We start from the raw sequence: 24,436 nt of genomic DNA on the forward strand, positions 1-24,436 counted from the left end.
GGGATGCATAAGGTTATTAATAAAATTATTAGTACGGTAAAAAAGGACAATTTTGAAATAGACAAAGATATTTATTTTCTTGATATGTTAAGTATTATCTTTAAAAGAATTTTCATGTTGTTAAAAGGATTACTGAAATCATTTGGAATAAAGAATAAAAGCGGGATAGTCTTTTTTGGAAGCAATGTAACTTTATATCATAAAAGATTAATTAGTTTAGGAAGATCTGTAACCCTTGAAGAAAGTGTAGAAATTGATGCTCTTTCAAAAAACGGAGTAAAGTTAGGAGATAATGTTCGAATTGGAGCTTTTTCAAAAATAAAGTGTACAGGAACTATAAGGAATTTAGGTAAAGGTTTAACAGTTGGTAAAAATAGTGGTTGTGGAGAATTTTCATATTTTGGAGCTGCAGGTGGAATTAGTATAGGTGAAAATGTAATTATGGGGCAAAATATTCGTTTTCATTCGGAAAATCATGTATTTGATCGTTTAGATATTCCAATTAGAGAACAGGGCGTTACAAATCAAGGGATAAAAATCGGTAATGACTGCTGGATAGGAGCAGGAAGTGTTTTTTTAGATGGTGTTACTATTGGTGAAGGTTGTGTAATAGGGGCAAATACTCTAGTTAATAGAGATATACCGGCATATAGTGTAGCTGTTGGTAGTCCTGTAAAAATTATTAGAAACCGAAAAGAGATTTTAAAAGTAAAATGAAAATACTTCATTACAGTTTAGGACTTCCTCCTTATCGCACCGGTGGTCTTACCAAATATTCTATAGATTTAATGATATCTCAAGTAGAGGCTGGTCACTCTGTTAATTTGCTTTACCCTGGGCAAATAAATCCTGTAATAAAAAAAACAAAGATTAAAAGTAATGATAGCTCCAATGGCATCTCAATATTTGAATTAATTAACCCATTACCAGTGCCTTTACTAGGCGGTATTACAAATCCTTCTATATTTATGGAGAAATTAAAAGAACAGAATGCCTATCATAACTTTTTATCAAAGTTACAACCTGATATTATTCATTTTCACACGCTAATGGGTATACATGATGAGTTTCTTATTTTAGCAAAAAGCATGGGTGTGAAGTTAATTTTCAGCTCACACGATTATTATGGAATATGCCCTAAAGTAAATCTTATAGATCATAATGGAAATGCATGTAGGGATTATGATAAGGGGTTAAAGTGCGAAACCTGTAATTTAAATTCTTATAGTCTGCCATTGATTTACCTGATGCAATCACATTTATATAAAACTTTTAAAAACAATAAAATAATATCGAAATTAAAATCAAATAAAAAACAAAGAATAAAAGAAAATAATATTCGTTCTTCTGAAGAAAATAAAAATAACAAAAAGCAAAAATCAAATGGAGAGAACTTCATACAATTAAGAAATTATTATTTAAATATGTTGATTAAAATGGATAAAATTCATTTTAATAGTGAGATTTCAAAACAAGTTTATGAACAGCATTTAACTACAAAAAGTGATGTGATTTCAATAACTCATTCAGATATAAAAGATAATAGAGTATTAAAAAAGTATGATAAGAAAATACCTTTACAGATTGGATTTTTGGGTCCTATAGACAAGTATAAAGGTTTTCCATTATTAAGGAATAGCTTGATAAAGCTTTTAGAAGAAGATGAATATAATTGGCACTTACATGTATATGGCAACGCCGAAAATATTAGATTAGATAAAGATAGAGAACATATAACTTTTTATGGGAGATACGAACACAAGGATTTAACAAATATTTTCAACAAAATTGATATATTGGTTATTCCAAGTATTTGGAAAGAAACATTTGGTTTTATTGGATTAGAAGCTTTATCTCATGGTGTTCCCGCTATTGTATCAAGTTATGTGGGTTTTAAGGATCTCGTTAAGCATAATTCTACAGGATTAATCGTAGATCCCGTAGAAGAACAATTATCTGCTGCAATTAAATATGCTATTCATAATCGGGATGAAATTAAAATTTGGAATTCTAATATTTGTTCTGAAAGTTTCAGTTCTATTATGAAGGATCATCATCTATTAATTGAAGGACTGTACGATTCAGTTTTAGGAGAAAAGAAATGAAGAATGTATTTATAATAGGCTCTAAAGGGATTCCTGCACGGTATGGAGGCTTTGAAACGTTTGTTGAACTATTAACACGTTACAAAGTTAACGAGAACATATCATATCATGTTTCTTGTATGAGCTCTGAAAACAGTGAATTTTATTATCAAAATGTTCGCTGCTTTAATGTTAAGGTACCCAATATGGGTAGTGCTAGAGCAGTCTTATATGATGTTTTAAGCTTGAAAGAATGTATACGTTATATAAAAGAAAAGAATATAGAAAATGCGATTATTTATATTTTGGCTTGTAGAATTGGCCCTTTCATTTCAACTTACAAAAAACAATTAAGGAAATTGGGGGTTACATTATTTGTGAATCCTGATGGGCATGAATGGAAACGAAGTAAGTGGAATTATTATATTCGACAATATTGGAAATACTCAGAACGACTGATGGTTAAACATGGAGATTTACTAGTATGTGATTCAAAAGGCATTGAGGAATATATTAAAAAGGATTATGCTGCTTATTCACCAAAAACTACTTTTATAGCTTACGGAGCAACTGTAAAGAACTCGGTTTTATCTGATGATTCTAGTAAGCTTTTAGAATGGCAAAACAAACATAAAGTAATGCCATTGAACTATTATTTAATTGTTGGAAGATTTGTTCCAGAGAATAATTATGAACTTATGATTCGTGAATTTATGCTATCTAATTCTAATAAAGACTTAGTGATAATATCAAATGTAGAAGAAAATACTTTCTATAAAGATTTATTAAATAAAACACAATTTCAAAAAGATAAGCGTATTAAATTTGTTGGTACCATTTACGACCAGGATTTATTAGAAAAAATTCGGGAGCAAGCATATGGTTATCTTCATGGCCATGAAGTTGGTGGTACAAATCCCTCACTGTTAGAAGCGTTAGCTTCAACAAAATTAAATTTGTTGTTAAATGTAGTTTTTAATAAAGAAGTAGGCAGTAATGGAGCAGTTTATTTTGATAAGGAAAAAAATAGTTTAGCAGCTCTTTTGGATGAAGTAGATCAATATGATATTAACTTTATAAATGAATTGTCTTCAAAGGCAAAAAAACGTATAACTGATGAATATTCTTGGGAAAAGATAGTAAATGATTACGAGACATTATTCTTAAATTAAAAAGGAGCCGAACATAATGAAAGGAATTATACTTGCTGGGGGAAGTGGTACAAGACTGTACCCTTTAACCAGAGCTGTATCAAAACAGTTATTACCTATTTATGATAAACCAATGATTTTTTATCCTTTATCCGTACTAATGCTTGCTGGTATTAGGGATATTTTAATTATTTCTACTCCTAGTGATACTCCGAGGTTTGAGCAATTATTAGGTGATGGCAGTGACCTAGGTATTAATCTATCTTACGCTGTACAACCCTCTCCAGATGGATTAGCTCAGGCTTTTATTATTGGGGAAGATTTTATAGGAAACGATTCTGTAGCTTTAGTTTTGGGAGATAATATCTTTTACGGTCATGGTTTTACTAAAACACTAGAACGTGCCGCATCTCGTACAGAAGGTGCAACAGTATTTGGCTATAATGTAAAAGATCCTGAACGATTTGGAGTAGTAGAGTTTGATGAAAGTGGTAAAGCCATTTCAATTGAAGAAAAACCACTTGACCCAAAGTCAACTTATGCAGTAACAGGTTTATATTTTTATGATAATGATGTTGTTGAGATTGCTAAATCTATTGAACCTTCAGACCGCGGTGAATTAGAAATTACAGCAGTCAATGAAGAGTATTTACGCAGGGGTAAACTTCAAGTTGAATTATTAGGTCGTGGATTTGCTTGGCTGGATACTGGTACACATGAATCCTTATTGGAAGCTTCGACATTTATTGAAACGGTTGAAAAACGACAAAGTTTGAAGGTTGCATGTTTAGAAGAAATCGCATTTAGAAAAGGCTATATCAACAAAGAGCAATTAATTAGACTAGCAGAACCGTTGAGCAAAAATGAATATGGACAGTACATGTTAAGGCTTGCAAATCAAAATACTTTAGAAAAAATGTTGAGCAGGTGATTGACAGTGAATATACTTGAAACCAAATTTGCAGATGCGATACTTATAGAGCCAAAAGTTTTTGGGGATCACCGAGGTTTTTTTATGGAAAGCTATAACGAAGAAACTTATAAAAAACATGGGATAGATATGAATTTTATTCAAGATAATCATTCACTATCACAACAGTCAGGCACTTTACGTGGAATGCATTATCAGTTAGCACCTAAAGCACAAACTAAATTAATACGTGTAACACGCGGAGCAATCTATGATGTAATAATTGATATGCGAAAGAGTTCGCCAACTTATGGGCAATGGCAAGGGTTCATTTTATCAGCTGAAAATAAACGCCAACTTCTTGTTCCGAAAGGTTTTGCTCACGGATTCTGTACAATCACTGAGGATACCGAGGTTCAATATAAAGTTGATGAATTGTATTCGCCTGAGCATGATCGCGGAATCGCTTGGGATGATCCTGCATTAAGTATTGATTGGCCTGTTAACAATCCTATTCTCTCGGATAAGGATAAACAACATCCAACTTTAGCAGAAGCTGAAAATAATTTTTAATAGGAGTGCAAAAGTATGAACATTTTAGTAACAGGTGGGGCAGGATTTATCGGAAGTAACTTTGTTAGACATATGATTGAAACTTACCCAAACTATCATATTGTAAACTACGATTTACTTACATATGCTGGTAATCTAGAGAACTTAATAGATATTGAAGGTCATGAGAAATATACTTTTGTTAAAGGTGATATTAATAATCGTGAACTCGTAGACTATTTAATAAAAAAATACAATATAAATGTACTCGTGAATTTTGCAGCCGAGTCTCATGTTGACCGAAGTATTACGGACCCTGCAATTTTTGTTAAAAGTAATGTATTAGGTACCCAAGCCTTATTAGATGTAGCGAGAGAGAATAATATCACAAAATATGTACAAGTTTCTACTGATGAAGTTTATGGTTCATTAGGAGAAACGGGATACTTTACGGAGGAGACTCCATTGGATCCTAATAGTCCTTATTCTGCAAGTAAAGCAGGTGGAGATCTATTAGTTAGTGCTTATCATGAAACCTTTGGCATGAATGTTAATATTACAAGATGTTCAAACAATTATGGGCCATATCATTTTCCTGAAAAGCTAATACCTCTTATGGTAACAAATGCACTAGAAGGAAAAGATTTGCCTATCTATGGTGACGGTAAAAATATTCGTGACTGGCTGCACGTAAAAGACCATTGTTCGGCAATTGATCTTGTTATTCACAAAGGTAAACCAGGTGAGATTTACAATGTAGGTGGTCATAATGAACGTACAAATAACGATATCGTACATCTTATTGTAGAGAAATTGAATGCTCCTAAGGAATTAATAAAGTACGTAGAAGACAGACTTGGTCATGATCGTCGTTATGCGATAGATCCAACTAAATTAACAATAGAACTTGGTTGGAAACCGAAATATACATTTGACACTGGAATTGTTGAGACTATTCAATGGTACATGGATAACCAAGAATGGTGGGAAAATATTAAATCAGGTGATTATTTAAATTATTATCATCAACAATACGGTGAAAAGTAATGGTACAAAAAGTACTTATCACAGGTGCTAATGGGCAGTTAGGAAAAGAGTTAGTTCAATACTTTTCTGACAAGAATGGTTTTGAAGTATATGGTTTTGGCCGTGACGATTTAGATATTACAAACCAAGAACAAGTGGACGAACAGTTTTTCAAAATTCAGCCCAATTTAGTCATCCATTCAGCAGCTTATACCCAAGTAGATTTAGCAGAATCCGATGTAGATAAAGCATATTTAGTTAATGGTATTGGAACCAGAAATATTTCAGTTGCTGCAGAAAATATTAATGCGAAATTGGTATATATCAGCACCGATTATGTATTTAATGGCACTGGAGTAAAACCATACGATGAATTTATGCAAACATCTCCAATTGGAGTTTACGGTAAAACAAAATTAGCCGGAGAACAATTTGTTAGAGATTTTCATAATAAATTTTTTATTGTAAGAACATCCTGGGTGTATGGGAAGCATGGTAATAATTTTGTAAAGACTATGCTTAAGTTAGGCAGTGAAAAGGATAAGTTATCGGTGGTTAATGATCAATTGGGTGCTCCTACTTATACCTTGGATTTAGCAGCCTGTATTTTTGAATTAATTAGAACTTCAAAATATGGTATTTATCATGTATCAAACTCGGGTTCATGTTCATGGTATGAATTCGCAAAAACTATATTTGAAGAAGCTAGTATTAAAGTAGAATTAAATCCTTGTACTACGGATGAGTTTCCAAGACCAGCACCTAGGCCAAAATATTCTGTTTTTGATCATATGGCATTGAGGTTAAACAACTTTTCTCCTATGAGACATTGGAAAGAAGCACTTAAAGAATATATAAATAATCAATAGAAAAGAGATAGCATAGTTGCTATCTCTTTTCTATTAAAGTGAACTTTTTATAATATTTAAAGATTCGTCAGATGGTACCCAATAATAAACTCCATTAATTTTAGAACCGCTACCTTTTAATTCTAATGTTGCTTTATTTTTTCTAGTACCAATGTATCCTTTTTGAATATCTTTCATTTCATTAAAAGTCATATTGGTTTTAACTCGGTCACCAAGAACATCTAGAACATTATCTACCTTATTAATAGAAGACACGTTAGCTCCTTTATCAACGATAGCATTAATAACTTGTCGTTGGCGGGCTTGTCGTCCAAAATCTCCGTTATTATCAAGATGCCTCATTCTTACGTATCCAAGCGTTTTTGGTCCGTTTAGATTTATTTCACCTTTTTTATACACATAGCCTTTTTTATAATAGCCTTCATCTGACCAAGTTAAGCTATTATTTACAGTAATTCCTCCAAGTGCATCAACAATTTCGCTTAAAGCTTCCATATTAACTTTGATATAGTAATCTAGCTTAATATCCAAGAAATTCTCTACTGTTTCTACTGTCATTTTTGTTCCGCCAAAAGCATAAGAGTGATTAATTTTATCCATTTTTCCACGACCTGCTAATTCAACGCGCGTATCACGAGGGATACTTAACATGGTCATAGAATCATTCTCTGGATTTAATTGCATTAAGATTAGTGAATCAGATCGTCCTTTGTCACCAGATCTTTCATCTACTCCCATTAAAAGAATATTTAGTGGTTCTTTTTGTTCAATCTTTTCTTTTTGGTTACCAGATCCTTGCCAATCAATCTTTTCATGCATTTTTGATGCTGCTTGGTTTACTTGACTGTAGAGGTTATATGCATAGCCTAATCCAACTGCAAGTAAAACTGCAAAAACTATAAATCCTGAAAGTAAAATTTTCTTCCATTTCTTTCTTTTTTTAATGCGTGATTCTCTCATCATTGAATCCCCAATCTCTAAAATGTACAACTTTCATTATATCATTATAAGTAATTTAATCCATAAATTGTATGTATAAATAATGAATTATTTTTAGTAAAAAGGGGCTAATTTGAAAGAAAAAAGTTTTACAACAGGAAAATTTTTCTTGAAACTAAATGGATTTAACCGATAAAAAATATGTATGAATTTGTAAATTCAAAGGAGGAATTGTCGAAAATGAAAAGATTCATATCATCATTTTTAGGGGCAGCCATAGTATTGTCTAGCTTTTCAGCAATAGGTGTAAACGCTCACAGTACAACTGTATTCTTAGATCCAGATGATCAACGACTTAAAATGACAGAAAATCAATTTGGGATGTGGAGTGTCGCTGCTGAAGAAAAATGGTCTATTAATGAACAACTAGACCGCTTTGAATTTACGGCAGGTGAAAAAGGGCTTTCTGGGTATGTGAGTTTCAAACTGGAACGCAGCTGGGATAGCAGTGAGAATAATGTAGATATAGAAAGCACCCTTTATGCACAGTTAAAAAACGGTCAATACATAAAGATATTTGTTGATCCTCCCCATGATGATGGACTGTATACGTATTCTAAGAGATACTTAAGTAGCCATGATGAAATTAAAAAACATGGTGGAATCAGTGAGTTAACTGGAAAATTTATTTTTGAAATGAAACGATATTCTCATTTGGATAAAGAATATACATATGATTTATTATTTGAACATGATGAAAACAATAACTTTATTCGGTATGGCGGGAAAGATCGTTTTGAGGTCGAGAAGAACTTAAATAATGAAATTCCTGACAAAAGTCTGGATTCCGTTGTTATAACGAGCGGTTTGAAATATTCCGATGCACTGGTTGGTTCGGTTCTAAATAAAAAGAAAAACGGTACACTTTTGCTGATTTCAGACAATGATGCAATCATTCAGTCTAAAATAGTTGAAGCCAAACGGTTATTAAAACCATCTGGAAAAGTATATATTTTAGGTGGAACCGGGACTGTATCAACAAAAATAGAATCAGAATTTAAAAAGCATTTTCCTGTAGAACGTATAGGCGGTAAAGACAGGTTGGAGGTTGCTCTTAAAATAGCTGAAATAACTAATCCAGCTCCAACTGAATTGTTCCTTGTCTATGGTCTCGTATTTAGTGATGCATTAAGTGTGGCACCTGTTGCAACAGAGCGCCAAACACCGATATTGCTACAGTGGGGCAATACATTAAAACCGGAAATCAAGGAATACCTTAAGAAGCACCCGACGATTAAAAAGGTATATGTTGTGAGTGGAACGGGAGTGGTTCCCGTGTCTGTTGAAGGCGAATTGAAATCATTTGGAGTTATAAATGTTGAGAGAATTGCCGGGAAAGATAGATTTGAAACTTCTTTGGCAATAGCCAAAAAGTTTTATCCCACTCCGAATAATGCTGCTTTAGCGAACGGTCTGGTTTTTGCTGATGCTTTATCCGGATCTCGCCATGCGTGGATTAATAAGGGACCAGTTGTACTTATACAAAAAGATTATGTACCTGCACATTCAGTGGCTTATTTAAGCAATGAGTTAAAGAGAATTTGGATGTTAGGCGGACCTGCTACGGTTACAGATAAAATTAAAGACCAGATCTTTTAATATAAAAAGTGCTGTCCCATGTGGTCAGCACTTTTTTCATCCTATTATGCAGAACTTCGAAATCTTTTTGTTTCTTTTGTTTCCTGTTTTTTTGTTTTAATCATATAGGAAACAAGCATATATGAAAACTTAACAGCCAAAAAAACAAAAAAGAAGACCAGAAAGCCCCATAAACCTACAATGGCATCCGCAAATTCCATATTTCCTCTTCCGGTTATTTTTTGCTGAATTTCGATTGCAAAAACTACTACAAGTAAAACCGTAAACGTGTATAAGAAAGATATGGCTGTCATGCTTAAAGTAGAGATCCATATAAATAGCAAATGTACAAATATAAAAAATAAAATTCCTAATACCCCGAAAATCCAAAAATGAAGATCTTTATCTGTTAGTTGATATCCCATTTCAGCAGAGAAGTCTTCTAAAAGGTCGTGAAGGTGGTTTACAGCCTCGGCTGTTAGTTTAATAAATTCTTTCATCTTTTACACTCCTAAACTTCTACAAACTAGCATTATATAACTATATTTCTAAAACATTGAAATGTCAACATATGGATAAAAGTGTTGGAAAATATATATAAATAATTTCCATTTTATGTACATTTCAATAACTTTTTCTGCTATAATATTTTATTGTGAAAACTTGGAAAAACATCTAGAAAGAGGTTATAAATTTGTATAGGTTATTTGCGTATCTATTTATTACGATATCAACTTGGGTTTATTTTGTAGAGTCTGTTGAAGCGGCTGGGAATCAATTGGAACGACTAGCTGGAAAAGACCGCTTCGAGGTTGCTGTTAATGTTTCCATTAAGGGATGGCCAGAAGGTTCAAGTACTATATTAATAGCAAATTACACGTCTTTTGCTGATGCATTGGCCGCTTCACCTTTTGCCTATAAAGAAGATGGACCTATTCTTTTAACTCAGAAGGATCAACTAAGTGCTGTTACAAAGAATGAGATTCTTCGTCTTCATCCTAAAAAAGCATACATAATTGGCGGAAACGGCAGTGTTTCAGACGGTGTATTACGTGAAGTTGATCATTTAGTTGGGGAGGTAGAGCGAATAGGGGGAAAGGATCGATTTGAAGTAGCGGAGAATTTGGCAAAAAGAATTGGGAGTACGCAAACTGCAATCATTACAAATGGCCTGAAATTCCCCGATGCGCTATCCATAGCTCCTTATGCAGCTAAAAAAGGATATCCCATCCTGCTTACAACTGAAAAAAAATTACCTGTAAGCACCAAGAGAGCATTGGTAGGCAAAAAGAATACGCTTGTTATTGGTGGTGAAGGAAGTGTTGGGAAAGAAGTCTATAGTAAACTTCCTCTTCCTAAACGCATAGGGGGGGATGATAGATTCGAAGTTTCAGCAAATATAATACGGCAATTACATACAAGGGTTGATGGAGCTTACGTGGCAACAGGGTTATCATTTGCAGACGCATTAACAGGTTCGGTTACGGCTGCAAAAGACGATGCACCATTACTGTTAACGCGGCCAGAAGTTTTACCGGCAGCAAGCAATACTATAATAAACGAAAAACAAATAAAAGATTTTGTAATCTTGGGAGGTAAAGGTTCGATTCAAGAAAAAACAGAAACTATATTATCAAACTTAAAAGTAACGAATCCAGTAGTTTACTTTGTTCCTCATGCAGATGACGAGGTATTAACATACGCGATTGACATAAGAAACCAAATATCAAAAGGGAGAAAAGTGTATCTAGTTTTGCTTTCAAAGGGTGAAGATTCGGGTGCCAGAGAAATATTAAACGGAGTATATGATGGGGAATCTTCATCGAATCTTTTATCGGGTCATAAAGCATATTGTTCCATTCACAAAACTTATCATGATCCGATAACAGAACAATACTTACATGGATACTTGACTGAAGAATTGTTTGGAGAGGCGAGGGAACAGGATTTCCTTCATGCAGCTAAGGCAATTGGAGTTCCGGATAATCAGGTGTTTTCGGATATTGTACCTTTAAATGAGTTTACGGAAGAGAATATTAAACCTGTTGTGAATAAGTACATTAAAATGTTCCCTAATGCAGAATTTCGTACTATGTCTATATATGACGTTCATAAGCCGCATGCTGAAATAGGAAAAACTTTAAAATCGTTTGAAAAGGATGCCGTTGTTAGTCCTTTTAAGACTTTGTATTTTGTTTCAGTTTATACAGATCGGTTTGCTAGAATTAATATTCCATTTCAAAAGTATACGAGTGTAGTAGAAAAGGAATTTGATAAGCCGTTTATTTTAAATGCAATGGAATCGTATGAAGAATATCATCCAGAACAGGGTCGGTATGCGATTGGATATCATTCTGTCGCTTCGCAGTTTAATTCATTAGAAAAGTCTATGTATACAAAGTTTCATCACTAATTGATTTAAGGGGTAGAGTTATGAAAAAAATAGTTTTTGCTGCAGTTTTAATTTGCTGCATGTTTTTCACAATTAAAAGTCCAGTCTATGCCGCAGGCTCTGTTGAAAGATTGGACGGAAAAGACAGGTTTGATGTAGCTGTAAACGTTTCTAAAAAGGGCTGGGGAAGCGGTGCAGATACTGTTGTAATAGCTAACTACAACACCTTTGCTGATGCTCTTGCGTCCTCTCCTCTCGCTTTACAAGAGAATGGGCCAATTCTCTTAACACAAGCAAATATTTTAACAAAAGCAACGAAAGATGAGATTACTAGATTAAGTCCTCAGAAAGTTACTATTGTCGGTGGGCCGGCAAGTGTAACCGATTCTGTATTGCGAGAGATTAAAGCAATAGTTCCTTCTGTGGAACGGATCGGTGGCAAGGACCGATTCGAAGTTGCACTGAATATTTCAAAGAAGCTTGATAATAAACAGAGAGCTGTTGTAGTTAATGGCCTAAAGTTTCCTGATGCATTAACCATTGCTCCTTATGCAGCTAAAAATGGCATCCCTATTTTATTAACGCTGCAAAACAGCATTCCAGAGAGTACGATGCATGCGTTAACGGGCCGAAACAGTACACTGGTTGTCGGCGGAGAAGGAAGTGTAGGTCCTTCTGTATTTAACCAGCTTCCAAATCGACAAAGAATAGGCGGTAAGGACAGATTTGAAGTAGCCACAAATATTATTCGCGCGTTAAATATGAATTCTGACCGCAGCTATATCTCTACCGGTTTAACGTTTGCAGATGCATTAACAGGATCTGTTCTAGCAGCTAAAAACAATGCACCTATGTTACTGACAAGACCTGATGCGATTCCTGATACGACTAGAGAAATAATAATAGAAAAAGATATTCAAAGTTTTACAGTTTTAGGAGGAGCAGCCTCCGTTCAAGGGGGAGTTGCAAATATTCTAAGACCTGTAGAAAATACTCATACTTTAGAGGGTTACAGTGACAAAATCAGTTACTTTCCTGGAGAAACTGTTCAACTAAAAGTACATGCGCCAAACAACAGATATTCTGTTTCTTTTTTCAGGCATGGTGAAGAAATAAATAGTTATTTTCAAACTGGTTACATGACAGGAAACTCTCAAAGATATTTTACGGACTCCTATCGTGCAGGTGCATTTTGGAAAACGAGCTATTCTTATAAATTACCAACGAATTGGCCAACCGGTATGTATTCTGCAAAGTTATCAGATGGGACAAATGAATTCCATGTAACATTTATTATTAAAGAGAAAACTCCACAAAGAGATGATATTGCTGTATTAGCCTCAACTAACACTTGGGAAGCATACAATAACTGGGGAGGAAAAAGCTTATACAGCTACAGCTATGTAAATGGCACAAGGAAATACAATGAAGTGGTTAGTTCGAACAGGCCAAATCCAGGTGCCATTCCAACCGGAAATGAAGGGCATTTAGCGAATGGAGAGCGGCATATTTTGTCGTGGCTTGAAAAAAACAACCATCCATATAGCATGATTACTGAATTTGATTTACATAATTACCCTTCACTATTAAACTCTTACAAGACTTTAATTATTAGTACACATAGTGAATACTGGTCTACCTCAATGTATAAAGGCTTGGAGAATTTCCTTAAACGTGGCGGAAACGTCTTATATTTATCCGGTAACGGAATCTACTGGAAGGTTGCTTTAAAAGGGAACCAAATTGAAGTAAAGAAAGACGGTGGTAATCATTCATTTACTTCTGAAAAAGGTGGAAATCTTTATAAAATAGGAATGCCAGAAACAGCTTTAGTCGGAGTAGGTTACCGATCTACAGGGTTCTCAATCCCTGCTCCGTATAAAGTCATAAACAACTCTCACTGGATTTTTTCTAACACAGGCATTAAAAAAGGAGAGCTGATTGGACGGACTGGATTAAATAAAGTAAATGGTTCAAATGGTGGTGCTTCAGGCTGGGAAACAGATCAAGTTGATCGTTATACACCAAAGAATTATGTTTTATTGGCTAAGGGAACAAATACATCAGGTGCTGGAGCTGATATGATCTATTATGATCATCCAGGCGGAGGAGGCGTATTCTCTACGGGATCAATTACTTTTGGAGGCAGCTTAGCTGTTGATTCACAATTAACTAAAATGGTAAACAATGTATTGAAGCGATTTGGTCACTAAAAATGAAAAAGGATCTCGGGGAATTATCCCGAGATCCTTTTTTTAGTTATAAAAGTTAACAGTACCGTAATAGATAGCATCAGCTGATCTTTGACGATAAGTGGGAGAACCTAATTTTGCTGCGTCAGTAGGATTCGTAATAAAACCAAGTTCAACTAAGATACTCGGAATTCTTGTAGCATCAATAACATGAAAGTTAGCTTGTTTCTCTCCGCGGTCGCTTGTCCCTATACGTTTAACCAGTTCTTTTTGTATTTCTTCAGCTAACCTTCTACTCTCAAAACTGCTAAAAGAAGTATCATAATATACTTCTGTACCGTGAGCAGAAGGATTGTCGGCAGCATTTGAGTGAATACTGATAAACGAATCCGCACCAGAATTATTACCGATAGCAGAGCGTTCTTTTAACGCCAAGAAAGTATCTGTAGTTCTCGTCATAACAATTTTAGCACCTGCATTCACCATTTTGTCACGAGTACGTAATCCAACGTCTAATACAACATCCTTTTCATGTAAGCCATTACCACTTGCTCCTGCATCATGGTCACCATGTCCCGGATCAAGAACAATCGTTTTTCCTAAGAGTGCTGTGCTGGTTCCGTTTACTGAAGCATTCCCTCCTAAGATAGTAAATGCATGAATCGTTTTATCCTTAATAATGCTCTTTGTTTCATTTGGTAGTCTTGTTGGGATAGTTAGTAACAAAGGAGCATTCTTTTTTGCTGCTAATACTGACCCTGTCAGTGCATCTGCAAAATCCATCCCTGATGATAAAAACACATTTTGTGTGGGAAGATTAAGCTGACGTATTACATTTTCTGCAACTTCAAATCGGTTTGCGCCACCAATTCTTAAAGGAGAGGGAAGTTGGCTCTTTACGGAATTACTTACACTTCCTTCACCGCCTATAATAAATGTACTTGTAATCTGTTTTTCTTTTAATGCCGCCTTTGTTGCTGAAGGCAGTGAGTCCTTGCCAGTCAGTAAGATCGGATATTCATTTCTAGCAGCATAAGGAGCAATCGCGAGAGCATCAGGGAAGTTTAAGCCATAAGCAATAACAGCTTTCCCCTTGTTTGCTAACTGCTTAGAAATGTTTTGTGCAACGACAAAGCGGTCTTTTCCATCAATTCTTGTAACATTTAGTCCCATTGATTTTAATTCATTTGCCGCTTGATTTGAAATACTCCCTGTACCACCAATAATGACAGCTTCTTTTGCTTTAAGTCTAATAATCTCATTCCTTGTAGCCGGGGTAATATATTGATTTTGCGTTAATAATATGGGAGCATTTTTTTAAATGCTAAAGGTGAAGCAGATAGTGCATCAGCGTATGCAAGGTAATTCGTTAAAATTACCGTATTAGAATTTGACCATCCCTTTTTTGATACGTTCACGGCAACTTCAAATCGATTCTTACCATCAAGACGTACTTCAGCTGCTTCCGTTTGAGGGATATTAAGAAGAAGGAAGATTCCGGCTAAAACTATCGTTAAAATGATTTTACGTAACATAGGTACACTCCTGTTATTTTTGTCCGACATAGTCCTGCGAAGAAATACACTCCCTTCTTATATAGGTAGGAATTTTTTTTTACGATAATAATATCGGAGCAAAATTCTACATGTTTATAGGTTTTTCGTTCTATTTAGACAAATGGTAATTTTTATGGTTTGAACAAATCTTACGTATGGATAAAGTATAATAGTGAGGTGAACAAGCCTTGATATGTTATGATAGTTGAAATTATTTAAGATATAGGAGTTTATAGAAATGAATTCAATTAATCTAGATAGAGTAAATAAACAATTAGTTATCCTATCAAGCCGATTTCCTTTTCCACCGGGAGAAGAATTTCTAGAGACAGAAATTAAGTACTTATGTAATCAATTTGAAAAAGTTCACATCATTCCTGTGAATATTAATGATTACTCTGTGGACGCGAGGGAAACACCTAGTAATACTAAAGTTTTTAATTTTACACCCTCTCCTTCCTCGCTAAAGAAAACAGATTTAATGAAGAAGTTGTTTAGAGATTCTCAAGGGAAAACATGGTTTATAAAAGAATGTAAATACTTTATACCTAAATACACATCAGCCATGTTTAAAGTGGCCAATTGGATTGGTTTAGCTGTCCAGATAAGAAATCAACTTTCAAAGATATTAAAAGATAATCAATATAACCTTTCTGAAACCGTATTTTATTCTTACTGGCTAGGACCTTCTGCTACCGCGTTAGCTATGTTGAAGGAAATCGAACCTTCTATTAAAATAATCAGCAGGGCACATGGGGGAGACCTATATGCATATAGGCATAGTACGCCTTATATGCCAGCTCAAAAGCAAACAGTCCGCTGGTTAGACAAAGTATTTGTGATTTCTCAAGATGGAAGTGACTATCTAAAGAAATCCTATCCAGAGGTCTCAGAAAAAATTGCAGTGAGCAGACTCGGTACAAGATCGGCTGAAGGGAAGTCTATTGCTTCAAGTGATGGAATACTTAGAGTTGTCTCCTGTTCAAACATGCTTCCTGTTAAGCGTTTAGATTTGATTATTGATACTTTGAAGAAGTGTAAACAGCAGATTTATTGGTCACATATTGGAGATGGACCTTTAAAAGAAGAATTGGAAAAGAAAGTACACCAAGAATTGCCGTCTAACATTCAATGTGAATTTCTTGGCCGAAAGAAGAATGCAGAAGTTCTGAAATATTATCAAACACACCCAATAGATCTGTTTATTAATGTAAGCTCCAGCGAAGGAATACCTGTTTCCATTATGGAAGCCTATAGTTACGGCATTCCATCCTTTGCAACGGATGTAGGAGGAACAAAAGAATTAGTAGACTCAAATAACGGGAAGCTTATTGAAAAAGACTTCGATACAGAGGAACTTGCTAAAGAAATAGATCACTTTGCTTCATTAAGTGTAGATGAAAGAGCAAGTTATCGAACAGCTGCTTATGAAAAATGGAAAGAAGACTTCTTTTCTGAAACAAATTATTCACAATTTGCGAAGTTGTTAAGAGAATTTGAGGGAATATAATTTATGAGTACAGACCGCAGTTTTATTAAAAATAGTTTTATTACCTTTACGAGACAGATATCAAACATTGTAATAGGTATGCTTTTGTTATCTGTTCTAGGAAAGTATTTAGGAGATGAAGGGTTTGGAGATTATACCCTCCTGACTCTTTTTCCTACTGTATTGCTTACTTTCCTGACGTTAGGGGTAAATACATCAACGATCTACTTTGTCAGCCGAAAAGAAGTAGATTTAAATACGGTTTTTAACAACAACATTATTATTGGAACGCTGTTAAGCATAATAAGTGTACTTGTGGGCTTGATAGCGGTTATCTTTTTTTCGGAGCAATTGTTTAAAGATACACCGTTATCTTTAGTGTATCTGAGCTTGCTTGCGGTTCCATTCCTATTTTTAAGAGAGTATTTTCAAACCGTTTTTCAAGGGCTTCAAGACTTCAAGGCATTTAATACACTTATGGTTCAAAACCAGCTGTCAATTCTTAGTCTTGCTGTCGTTTTTGTTATTTTCTTAGATTATGGACTCAAGGGTGCACTATCTGCTTTTATCATCGGTAACGCCATTACAGTTATTACGATGATTTATAAGCTCGTAAGTCATCATAGCGTATCTTTTAAGTGGAATAGCTTTTCATGGGAATACTTTAAGAAGTCTGTTAACTATGGTTTAAAGGCACATGTAAGTAACTTTGCCAGCTTTCTGAACTACCGGACCGTTGTTTTTATTTTAAGTTATTTTTCAACGGGAAGTGCTGTCGGCAGATACAGTGCAGCGATGAATTTAGGTGAGAGATTGTCTATTTTCGCTGTATCCTTTTCAAGTGTTTTATATCCCAAAATCAGTTCAACGAATTCTGAAGCCGATCGGAATCGAATCACATCAATCGTAAGCCGTAATGTCTTTTTAATTACCATTCTTATGGCTATGGTTGCTTTTGTGCTGTCTGATTTTATCGTTTATACCATCTTTAATAAGAGCTTTACAGAAACACCGCTATTATTAAAGATAATGCTTCCAGGCTTTGCACTTCTTGCAGTAGAGAAGGTTCTTTCAAATGACATTGCAGGACGAGGTAAACCTGAATTAAATATGTATCTTTCTATTTATAACGTTATTTTCAATGTTATTTTAAACTTATTTATGGTTCCTGCATTTGGGGTAGTAGGTGCTGCTGTATCGACTACCATTACTTATTTCTTTAGCTTTATATTGAAAATCATTATTTTTAAGAGGCTTACTGGAGAAGGGTATTTGAACTTCTTGGTCGTGAAAAAGAGTGATTTCCTTATCTATAAAACACTTCTGCAAAAGTTAAGAGCATGATAAGAATTTTCTACTTATCATAAATTTGTTCAAAAGAGGAAGGAAATACCTGCAAAACGGGTAAACTAAAAAAGTCAAAAATGTGAAATGTTTAACGAAATGATGTTTAGTAGTACTAGAGAGAGAATGAAATTTATTGATATTATTGTTAATTAGTATAAAATATTGATTGGATTTAACTAGTTAACAAACATTTAGTTAAAAGGAGAGTTACCTAGATGACTAATTTCGCCATTGTTGGTTGCGGACATATCGCAAAGAAACATGCAGAGGCAATTGATAACGCAGAAGGTGCAAAACTCATTGCAGTATGCGATATGATTCCAGAGAACATGGAGTACTATACAGAGAAATATGGTGTTCAGGCTTTTACTGATTTAGCCGAGCTTTTAAAATTAGATGACCTAGAAGTGGTAAACATTTGTACTCCGAGCGGGTATCATGCTCCGATTGCTATTCAGATTGCAAATGCTAAAAAACATGTTGTAGTTGAAAAGCCGATTGCACTTACGATCGAGGATACAGATGCTATTATCTCAGCATGTAAAGAAAATGATGTGAAATTATCGGTTGTTCATCCGAATCGTTTCCGTCCAGCGATCATGGAATTGAAAAAGGCACTTGATGCAGACTTAGTTGGAAAGCTTAGTCATGCCAATGCGACAGTTCGCTGGAATCGAAACCAAGAATATTATGATCAAGCACCTTGGAGAGGTACTAAGTCTCTTGATGGCGGAGTTTTAATGAATCAAGCTATTCATAACCTTGACTTGCTTTTATGGACGATGGGAGAGGTTGATGAGGTATACAGCATGGCAGCTACAAGATTGCGTAACATCGAAGCAGAAGATGTTTCCACGGGTGTTGTGCGATTTAAAAACGGTTCATTAGGAATTATTGAAGCGGCAACGACGATTTATCCATCAAATTATGAAGAATCTTTGAGTATCTTTGGTGAAACAGGTACAATTAAGATTGGCGGAAAAACGGCTAATTATGTCCAGCACTGGGATGTGAAAGAAATGGATGAAAGTCAGGTAACAGATCTTATGGAATCTGTTAAAGCCGATCCGTTTGGAAAACCTGGTCATCAGTGCATCATTGAAGATATGGTAGAGGCAATAAAAGAAAACCGTGAACCCATTGTAACGGGTGAAGACGGAAAACGTGCGTTAAGTCTTGTGCTTGCGCTATATGAATCTGCTGATACAAGCAAACCAGTTAAACTATAAAGTAATCTCCCCCTGAAAGAGAGGAATATTGAATGTCTAACGAATTAGAATTAAGCACAGTTTCAAAAGAATTATTAGGTAAGATCGAATCAAAAACTGCAACAATCGGTGTGGTAGGTCTTGGGTATGTAGGTCTTCCTCTTGCTGTTGAAAAAGCAAAAGCAGGATATAAAGTAATCGGATTTGATGTTCAAGAAAAAAGAACACAAATGGTTAATGACGGCATTAACTACATTGGTGATGTAGTTGACGCAGAGTTAGCAGAATTAACTTCATCAAAACAAATTCTTGCTACAACGGATTACTCGCTAATTAAAGAAGTTGACGCTGTGGCTATTTGTGTACCAACACCGTTGGACAAGTATCAGCAGCCAGATACTTCATATGTTGAAAGTTCAGCTACAGAGATTGCGAAATTTATTCACCCTGGTATGCTAATTGTTCTTGAAAGTACAACATACCCTGGAACAACAGAAGAAGTTTTGAAGCCGATCCTAGAAAAGAGCGGCCTTGTTGCAGGTAAAGACTTTCATTTAGCCTATTCGCCTGAACGTGTTGACCCAGGTAACAAAGTATACAACACAAAGAACACACCAAAAGTTGTTGGTGGTATGACTGCTGAATGTACATCAATCGCAGCGGCAATGTACCGTTCTGTTCTTGAAGGTGATGTTCATGAAGTATCTAGCCCGAGAGTAGCAGAAATGGAAAAAATTCTTGAGAATACGTTCCGTAACATCAACATTGGACTAGCTAATGAAATGGCGATTCTATGTAATAAGATGGACATCAATGTTTGGGAAGTAATTGACGCAGCGGCAACTAAGCCATATGGCTTTATGGCGTTCTACCCTGGTCCAGGACTTGGTGGACACTGTATTCCGATCGATCCTTTCTATCTAACTTGGAAAGCTCGTGAGTATGACTACCATACACGTTTAATCGAAACAGCTGGTGAAATCAACAACCAAATGCCAGATTTCGTACTTGAACGTACAATGAAAATTCTAAACGAAGACAAGAAAGCATTAAATGGAGCAAAGGTTGTATTACTTGGTGTTGCTTATAAGAAAGACATCGATGATATGCGTGAGTCTCCTGTATTGCCAATTCTTGAGAAGCTTGAACTTGCTGGCGCTGATTGGGTTGTAGTAGATCCGCATGTAACCGAGTTTAAGCTAAATGGTGAAATGCATAAAACGCACGAAATCTCAAAGGAACTTTTACAAGGTGCTGACCTCGTAATGCTTACAACAGATCATACTAGCTTTGATTACGATATGATCGCAGAAAACAGCCCTGTAGTCTTTGATACTCGTAATGCACTTAAGAACCAGGCTCCTTCAATCAAGAAATATCATTTACTATAAAAAGTGACAGGATGAGATAACCATTCATATGGCTATCTCTTTTCCTGATTTTAGAACGGTTTTTACTGGTCCATACTAATTGGTAAATGTTTATACACCGTCCTTTCATATGAATGGTCACCTTGATAAATGCATGATCGAAAACTGTTATGTAAGCAATAGCGAAGAGTAAATTTGAAGGAGAATAATAAGATGAAGTTTTTAACTGTATTAGGAGCGAGACCACAGTTTATTAAAGCGGCTCCCGTTTCTCGAGAATTACGAAAAAATCACGAAGAGTTAATTATTCATACAGGTCAGCATTACGATAAAAATATGTCTGATATTTTCTTTGAAGAATTACATATCCCTAAACCGGATTTTCATCTAGGGATCGGATCGGCTTCTCATGGCAAACAAACGGGTGAAATGCTCGCTAAAATAGAAGATATCATCCTTCAGGAAAAACCTGACTATGTATTGGTATATGGTGATACCAATTCAACGCTGGCAGGTGCACTCGCTGCTGCTAAGCTTCATGTTCCTGTTGTGCATATTGAAGCAGGACTTAGAAGTTTTAACAAAAGAATGCCTGAAGAAATAAACCGCATCATGACGGATCACGTTTCTGAATATCTTTTTTGTCCAACAGACACAGCGATTAAAAACCTTACAGATGAAAACATGAAACATAATGTAATCAATGTAGGAGACGTTATGTATGATGCAGTAGAATATAACCGTCAACTTGCAGAAAACAACTCTGATATTTTGAATACATTCGGATTAACATCGAAAGAGTATCACCTGATTACGGTTCACCGTGCAGAGAATACGGATGATCCTGAAAAGATTTCTTCAATCCTTGCTGCTTTTTCCGAGATAGAAGAAGTGAAAGTTTGGCCGATGCATCCTCGTACAAAGCACGTGATCGAACGCTTGAATTTAAGTTTAGATGAAATTCCTAACTTAATGATCGTTGAGCCTGTAGGTTATTTGGACATGCTAAAACTTGAGAGCAATGCCAAAAAGATTTTAACAGACTCAGGCGGTGTACAAAAAGAGGCATACTTTATGGAAGTTCCATGTGTCACGCTTAGAGAACAAACAGAATGGGTAGAAACGCTAGAAAGTGAAGCTAACATTCTTGTTGGAACGGATAAAGAAAAAATCTTAGCCGCCGTAAACAAAGAGGTTACGCCGACCTATAAAAATCTTTTTGGTGACGCAAAGGCAGCTGAAAAAATAGCGAACTATTTTAATTAATCGCTTGTTTAAAAATGAGGTTAAACATATGAGAATCATTTTATTAAGTCAGCATTTCCCTCCTGAGGTAGGTGCGCCACAGATTCGTCTGTATGAAGTCAGTAAAGAACTTATCAAAAGAGGTCACCAAGTAGAAGTTGTGACGGCATTTCCGCATCATCCTCATGGCATAATTCCTGATGAATATAAAGGGAAGTTCTATCAATTTGAGGAGTATGAAGGAATTCCCGTGCATCGTTCTTGGATCTATCCAAGTCCTAAGGGCAGTTTTTGGAGACGACTGATGTCCTATTTTTCTTTTACATTCAGTGCCTTTTATTCGATGGTAAAAGCAAAGAAAACGGATGTAATCATCTGTACGTCTCCACCTTTGTTTTTAGGAATTACGGGTTACCTTTCTTCCAAATTCAAACGAGCAAAGTTTGTTTTTAATGTAGCTGATATATGGCCAGAGTCTGCTGTAGAGCTTGGAATTCTTAAAAACCAAAAATTTATTAAAATGGCTGAAAAACTGGAGTCATTTCTATACAAAAAAGCATGGAAGATTGCGACTGCTACAGAAGGTATTGCAGATTACATGCTGAAAAAGGGGAAAAAAGAAGAATCTGTTTTTCTTTTGCCGAATGGGGTTAATACAGAGACTTTTAAACCGAGAGATAAGAACACAGATTGGCTGCAGAAATTAGGATTTGAAGGTAAAAAGGTGTTTACCTTTGCAGGCCGTATTGGTTATGCACAAGGGCTGGATTCCGTCATTAAGGCAGCCAAAATAGTTGAAAGTACAAATCCAGAAATCAGGTTTCTTTTCATAGGCGACGGTCCTGAAAAAGAAGAGCTCATACAGTTAAAAGAGAGTATTCAAGCTGAGAACGTAGTTTTTCATGATTCCGTCCCAGTAACAGAAATGCCAAATATCTTTTCTATTACTGACTTTAGCATCGTTTCCTTAAGAAATATTGCTCTGTTTCAAGGTGCGAGACCATCTAAAATTTTCCCTGCCTTAGCATCTGGGGTTCCTGTTCTTTACTGTGGAGTAGGGGAAAGCGCGAAGCTTATTGAAGACAGCGGCAGCGGAATTATCGCAACTCCTGAAGATGAAAAGGATATCGCGAAAAAAATCATTCATTGCGCGAGTTTAGATGAAGCTGCATACAGCCAATATTCTAAAAACGGCAGAGAATTTGTTTGCCGCGAGTTCTCTTGGTCAAGAATTGTGGATGATCTACTGGAGAATGTTCAGGAATTTAAAAAAGGCAGGGAATACGAATGAAAATTTGTCATTTGACCTCTGTGCATTCCGCTATGGATACAAGAATTCTTATTAAAGAATGCCAGTCCCTTCAGAAGGCTGGTCATGAAGTAGTTTATATCGTGCCGAATGCAGAAGACTCTGTCCAGTTTGGTGTTCAAATTAAAGGTGTTTACTCTACAGCATCTAATCGCTTAAAACGAATGGTTAATACAACCTCTCTTGTTTATGAAGAAGCGATTCGTCAAGATGCTGATGTATATCATTTTCACGATTCCGAGCTGATTCCCATTGGCTTGAAGCTTAAATCAAAGGGCAAGAAAGTAATCTACGATGTTCATGAAGATTTACCAGAGCAAATCCTTTCCAAACAGTGGATTCCTGGCCCTTTAAGAAAAAGCGTTGCAATAGGAGCGAGAAGCCTTGAAAAATATGCGTCAAAACGCTTTGATGCTGTTGTAACGGCAACACCTTATATAAATGAACGCTTCAAAACATACAATGATAATTCTTTAACGATTCATAACTATCCATTGCTGCAAGAATTAATGAGTGGAAATGTTCAAGATGATGAAACCGTTCCATTAAACGGTAACAAAAAACGTGTAGTCTATCTTGGTGGAATTTATCTATTGCGTGGAATTAAAGAGATGATTCAGTCTGTTGAAAAGGTAAATGATAAGCACGATGTAGAGTTCAGTTTAGGAGGTTCGTTTGCTCCTGCATCTCTAGAGCATGAAGTAAAAAAGATGAGCGGTTGGAAACATGTTAACTTTCTTGGTTTCTTAAATCGTCAGCAAGTTAAAGAAGAATTAAGTAACGCAAATGCCGGATTGGTTCTGCTGCATCCCGAACCGCGCTTTGTGGTTTCATACCCGATAAAGCTTTTTGAATACATGTCTGCCGGCTTGCCCGTCATAGCTTCAAACTTTCCATTATGGGAAGACATTGTGAGACAAAATGAATGCGGCATCTGTGTGGACCCACTTAATATAGAAGAAATTGCAGATGCGATTGATCGTATTATAACGAATCCTGAAAAAGCAGCCGAAATGGGCAAAAATGGACGAAAAGCTGTTGAAGACCGATACAATTGGGAAAAAGAAAGTGAACGCCTTATCGAATTGTATGAAAGAATTTCGTAGCTTGATTAACGTATATCAATCGGATATTCTGATTGAGGATAAGTGTATATACT

General features: G+C 35.5%; 21 protein-coding genes. 17 read left to right on the forward strand and 4 right to left on the reverse strand.

Going from position 1 to position 24,436, the window contains the following annotated elements; translation table 11 throughout:
• Positions 1–3 precede the first annotated feature (3 nt).
• From P8610_RS08385 to rfbD, 7 genes are read left to right on the forward strand one after another with little or no spacing between them, the layout of a single operon-like run.
• Positions 4–717, forward strand: coding sequence for an acyltransferase (locus P8610_RS08385; RefSeq protein ID WP_394603968.1), 714 nt, complete (start codon positions 4–6; stop codon positions 715–717).
• Entirely contained in the window at positions 714–2,105 is a 1,392-nt protein-coding gene (locus P8610_RS08390; RefSeq protein WP_394603969.1) for a glycosyltransferase, read from the forward strand. Before P8610_RS08385 ends, P8610_RS08390 begins: the two co-directional genes overlap by 4 nt.
• The gene (gene cps2T / locus P8610_RS08395; RefSeq protein ID WP_394603970.1) at positions 2,102–3,256 is read left to right on the forward strand and encodes a beta 1-4 rhamnosyltransferase Cps2T; all 1,155 of its coding nucleotides are present in this window, start codon (positions 2,102–2,104) and stop codon (positions 3,254–3,256) included. The genes P8610_RS08390 and cps2T overlap by 4 nt, the downstream gene beginning before the upstream one ends.
• A gap of 16 nt (positions 3,257–3,272) precedes the next feature.
• Positions 3,273–4,166, forward strand: a complete 894-nt coding sequence (gene rfbA / locus P8610_RS08400; RefSeq protein ID WP_394603971.1) for a glucose-1-phosphate thymidylyltransferase RfbA — start codon at positions 3,273–3,275, stop codon at positions 4,164–4,166.
• A 6-nt stretch (positions 4,167–4,172) separates the two neighbouring features.
• The gene (gene rfbC, locus P8610_RS08405; protein WP_394603972.1) at positions 4,173–4,718 is read left to right on the forward strand and encodes a dTDP-4-dehydrorhamnose 3,5-epimerase; all 546 of its coding nucleotides are present in this window, start codon (positions 4,173–4,175) and stop codon (positions 4,716–4,718) included.
• Between the two features lie 15 nt (positions 4,719–4,733).
• Positions 4,734–5,744: a dTDP-glucose 4,6-dehydratase gene (gene rfbB / locus P8610_RS08410; protein ID WP_394603973.1), complete on the forward strand. Its 1,011-nt coding sequence runs from the start codon at positions 4,734–4,736 to the stop codon at positions 5,742–5,744.
• Complete coding sequence (gene rfbD, locus P8610_RS08415) at positions 5,744–6,592, forward strand: dTDP-4-dehydrorhamnose reductase (RefSeq protein WP_394603974.1); 849 nt, start codon at positions 5,744–5,746, stop codon at positions 6,590–6,592. Before rfbB ends, rfbD begins: the two co-directional genes overlap by 1 nt.
• 33 nt (positions 6,593–6,625) lie before the next feature.
• Here rfbD and P8610_RS08420 read toward each other — a convergent pair whose 3' ends face one another.
• The gene (locus P8610_RS08420) at positions 6,626–7,552 is read right to left on the reverse strand and encodes an LCP family protein (RefSeq protein ID WP_394603975.1); all 927 of its coding nucleotides are present in this window, start codon (positions 7,550–7,552) and stop codon (positions 6,626–6,628) included.
• A gap of 219 nt (positions 7,553–7,771) precedes the next feature.
• Here P8610_RS08420 and P8610_RS08425 point away from each other — a divergent pair, with 219 nt between their 5' ends.
• Positions 7,772–9,190 carry a cell wall-binding repeat-containing protein gene (locus P8610_RS08425; protein ID WP_394603977.1) on the forward strand — a complete coding sequence of 473 codons (1,419 nt, stop codon included), beginning with the start codon at positions 7,772–7,774 and terminating at the stop codon, positions 9,188–9,190.
• 44 nt (positions 9,191–9,234) lie between these two features.
• Here the strand turns inward: P8610_RS08425 and P8610_RS08430 are convergent, their stop codons facing one another.
• Positions 9,235–9,669: a hypothetical protein gene (locus P8610_RS08430; RefSeq protein ID WP_394603978.1), complete on the reverse strand. Its 435-nt coding sequence runs from the start codon at positions 9,667–9,669 to the stop codon at positions 9,235–9,237.
• Positions 9,670–9,863: 194 nt separating this feature from the next.
• On the opposite strand from P8610_RS08430, the gene P8610_RS08435 reads away from it, so the two are divergent.
• Both P8610_RS08435 and P8610_RS08440 read left to right on the forward strand, forming a co-directional pair.
• Entirely contained in the window at positions 9,864–11,582 is a 1,719-nt protein-coding gene (locus P8610_RS08435) for a cell wall-binding repeat-containing protein (RefSeq protein ID WP_394603979.1), read from the forward strand.
• A gap of 20 nt (positions 11,583–11,602) precedes the next feature.
• Positions 11,603–13,774, forward strand: coding sequence for a N,N-dimethylformamidase beta subunit family domain-containing protein (locus P8610_RS08440; RefSeq protein WP_394603980.1), 2,172 nt, complete (start codon positions 11,603–11,605; stop codon positions 13,772–13,774).
• Positions 13,775–13,816: 42 nt separating this feature from the next.
• Here the strand turns inward: P8610_RS08440 and P8610_RS08445 are convergent, their stop codons facing one another.
• Positions 13,817–14,926, reverse strand: coding sequence for an N-acetylmuramoyl-L-alanine amidase (locus tag P8610_RS08445; protein ID WP_394603981.1), 1,110 nt, complete (start codon positions 14,924–14,926; stop codon positions 13,817–13,819).
• Between the two features lie 122 nt (positions 14,927–15,048).
• Positions 15,049–15,288: a cell wall-binding repeat-containing protein gene (locus tag P8610_RS08450; protein WP_394603982.1), complete on the reverse strand. Its 240-nt coding sequence runs from the start codon at positions 15,286–15,288 to the stop codon at positions 15,049–15,051.
• Between the two features lie 259 nt (positions 15,289–15,547).
• Between P8610_RS08450 and P8610_RS08455 the strand changes: the two genes are divergently transcribed.
• The 7 genes from P8610_RS08455 to P8610_RS08485 all read left to right on the forward strand — a co-directional run bounded on the left by P8610_RS08455 (position 15,548) and on the right by P8610_RS08485 (position 24,383).
• Positions 15,548–16,819, forward strand: coding sequence for a glycosyltransferase (locus tag P8610_RS08455; protein WP_394603983.1), 1,272 nt, complete (start codon positions 15,548–15,550; stop codon positions 16,817–16,819).
• 3 nt (positions 16,820–16,822) lie between these two features.
• Positions 16,823–18,142 (forward strand): flippase, encoded by a 1,320-nt coding sequence (locus tag P8610_RS08460; RefSeq protein ID WP_394603985.1) that lies wholly within the window; start codon positions 16,823–16,825, stop codon positions 18,140–18,142.
• A 218-nt stretch (positions 18,143–18,360) separates the two neighbouring features.
• Positions 18,361–19,374, forward strand: coding sequence for a Gfo/Idh/MocA family protein (locus P8610_RS08465; RefSeq protein WP_394603986.1), 1,014 nt, complete (start codon positions 18,361–18,363; stop codon positions 19,372–19,374).
• Between the two features lie 32 nt (positions 19,375–19,406).
• The gene (locus P8610_RS08470) at positions 19,407–20,744 is read left to right on the forward strand and encodes a nucleotide sugar dehydrogenase (RefSeq protein WP_394603987.1); all 1,338 of its coding nucleotides are present in this window, start codon (positions 19,407–19,409) and stop codon (positions 20,742–20,744) included.
• A 192-nt stretch (positions 20,745–20,936) separates the two neighbouring features.
• Positions 20,937–21,989 (forward strand): non-hydrolyzing UDP-N-acetylglucosamine 2-epimerase, encoded by a 1,053-nt coding sequence (gene wecB, locus P8610_RS08475; protein ID WP_394603988.1) that lies wholly within the window; start codon positions 20,937–20,939, stop codon positions 21,987–21,989.
• 28 nt (positions 21,990–22,017) lie between these two features.
• Positions 22,018–23,259, forward strand: coding sequence for a glycosyltransferase family 4 protein (locus tag P8610_RS08480; protein WP_394603989.1), 1,242 nt, complete (start codon positions 22,018–22,020; stop codon positions 23,257–23,259).
• Positions 23,256–24,383 (forward strand): glycosyltransferase family 4 protein, encoded by a 1,128-nt coding sequence (locus P8610_RS08485; protein WP_394603990.1) that lies wholly within the window; start codon positions 23,256–23,258, stop codon positions 24,381–24,383. The genes P8610_RS08480 and P8610_RS08485 overlap by 4 nt, the downstream gene beginning before the upstream one ends.
• Positions 24,384–24,436 lie beyond the last annotated feature (53 nt).

Source organism: Fictibacillus sp. UD (genome assembly GCF_043558025.1).
Classification (GTDB): Bacteria; Bacillota; Bacilli; order Bacillales; family Fictibacillaceae; genus Fictibacillus.